The 1,894-nt window shown below is 66.2% G+C and carries 3 protein-coding genes; all 3 read right to left on the bottom strand.

Features of this window, described 5'->3' with window-relative positions; all coding sequences use genetic code 11:
* Positions 1–140: 140 nt before the first annotated feature.
* Positions 141–677, bottom strand: a complete 537-nt coding sequence (locus tag JWR98_RS29145) for a hypothetical protein (RefSeq protein WP_078734977.1) — start codon at positions 675–677, stop codon at positions 141–143.
* Positions 678–683: 6 nt separating this feature from the next.
* Positions 684–1,214: a hypothetical protein gene (locus JWR98_RS29140; protein WP_078734976.1), complete on the bottom strand. Its 531-nt coding sequence runs from the start codon at positions 1,212–1,214 to the stop codon at positions 684–686.
* Positions 1,211–1,894 (bottom strand): hypothetical protein (locus JWR98_RS29135; protein WP_205491893.1); only part of this gene is annotated, 684 nt, incomplete at its 5' end. The genes JWR98_RS29135 and JWR98_RS29140, both read right to left, overlap by 4 nt.

The following is a 1,894-nucleotide window of genomic DNA, read 5'->3' as shown; positions in this document are numbered from 1 at the left end:
CGTTGGCGCGGGAGGCGCGGGTTCGACGGCGATGGGTGCCGGCGCGGCGCTCTCTGGGCTGTCGACGGTGTCCTGCCAGAACAGCCAGCCGCAGCCGAGCAACGTCAGCAGCAACAGCACGCGTAAAGAGCGTGAGAGTTTCATTCCTCCACCCCCAGCACGCTCAACTTGAGGTTGATGTTCAACAGGCCGCTGGTGATTTCCTTGCGTTCGAGCGTGAGGTTCTCGATGCGCACCGCCGGCTCTTGCGTGACCGCGTTCAGTGCTTCGCGCAACAGGCTGTAGGGGCCGGTGAGGGGGATCTCGACCTCAAGACGCTGCAGCCCGGTGTCGCCAGGCGCGGAGTAGGCCAAGGTGGTCTGTTCGACGATGAAGCCGCGTTGCGTCAGCAGGCCCAGCAGCCGTTCCAGGCGTGGGGCAAAGTCGTCCGCGTTCGGCAGGCGTTCAACCACCGCCGGTTCAGTCACCTGCACCTCCTGGGGTTGTTCGGCGATACCGGTTTCCAGGGTCTGGCGCCGCTCACGGTCCGCGCTGTTCGCCGGATGAATCACGCTCACTTCGACCACCAGGGCCGCGGCCATCACGGCCAACGCCAATGCGCCCCAGAAGCCCAGGCGTTGTTGCCATTGCATCCATTGCCAACGCAGGCGCGGCAGGTGGCGAGTGAGTGTGTCCATGGGCGGCTAGCCTGCGCCAACGGTCAGTTTGACCTGCACGGGGTGCTGCGGGTCGCTGCTCTTGAGCGCGCTGTGCTGCAGGTTCACGCGCACGCCGGGTTGGGCCGTGAGGCGTTCGACAAAGCGAAACGCATCGCCCAGCTGCCTGGCTTCCAGGTCCAGGTGAATCTGTTGGGCCTGGGTGTTGACCTCCACGCGGGTCAGGGCGATTTCCCTGGACCAGGCCAGCGCCACGGCATCCATCAGCGCGAAGGGGCTGGCCTTTTGTTGGGCGAAGGCCGCCAGCTGTTGTTTTTGCCGGGGCGACAGGTGGCTGGCGGCCTGGATCAACTGCTCCTGTCGGCGGGTCAACTGGATGAAGTGCTGCTCCAGTGCGTCGGTCTGCTGTTGCCGTTGCGCCATGTGTTGCCAGTGTTGCCAGGTGCTCCACAGCAGCACGGCCGCCACCAGCCATAGCGCGGCGATTACCGGGCGGTGGGTTGTGCCGGCGCGCTGGAAGTCTACGTCCGGCGCACGCGGCGCGCGCAGGGCGTTCATGTTGACGCTGCCTCCAGCCAAGGGTGCACAGGCCCCAGGCGGTTTTCCAAAGCGGTATTGGTGACGACCTGTGTGGCAAGTGCGTGGCGCTCGCAGAGCAGGTCGACGGTGAACAGGTTATCGCTCAAGGCGCTGCCGGGTTGGGTGGGGATGACACACACCTGATCGATGAGTCCCTGCCGCCGGTAGAGGCAACTGAGGCTGTCTGCGTCAGGCACCGCCAGCACACAGTCAGCGTGCAACTGCCGCCAGTACCGGCGGGCGACCGCCGTCAACAACGGTGTGCAGCTCACCAGCGGCAAGTGGTTGAGCTTGAACAGGTCGCGCAGTTCTTGCAGCAGCAGCCGGGACGTTGCGCAGGCCAGGCGTGGTTGCCCGAAGTCGCTGTCGGTGATCTGTATCTGCCAGTGCTCAGGCTCGATGCCCATCTGCTGGTTGAACAGCGCCTGGGCAAAGCCTTGCCAGTCTTGCCGGGAGTAGAGGCCGGTTTGCCAGGGCAGCATCAAGTAGTGCACATGGGGGAAGCCCAACAGCAGCGTGGCCCGGTCCAGAAACGCGACGCGCCCTCGCGGCGCCTGGCCCAGCAGCTCGACGCAGGCCGCCAACGGATCGCCCGTGTGGCGTGCATGCCACACCGGCGCCCCGCGCCAGCACGGGCGCGCGCCCCACTCGGCGCGGGT

The sequence above is a fragment of the Pseudomonas lactucae genome, from assembly GCF_016937615.1.
GTDB classification, from domain to species: Bacteria; Pseudomonadota; Gammaproteobacteria; order Pseudomonadales; family Pseudomonadaceae; genus Aquipseudomonas; species Aquipseudomonas lactucae.
This window is presented reverse-complemented; position numbering and strand designations above follow the sequence as displayed.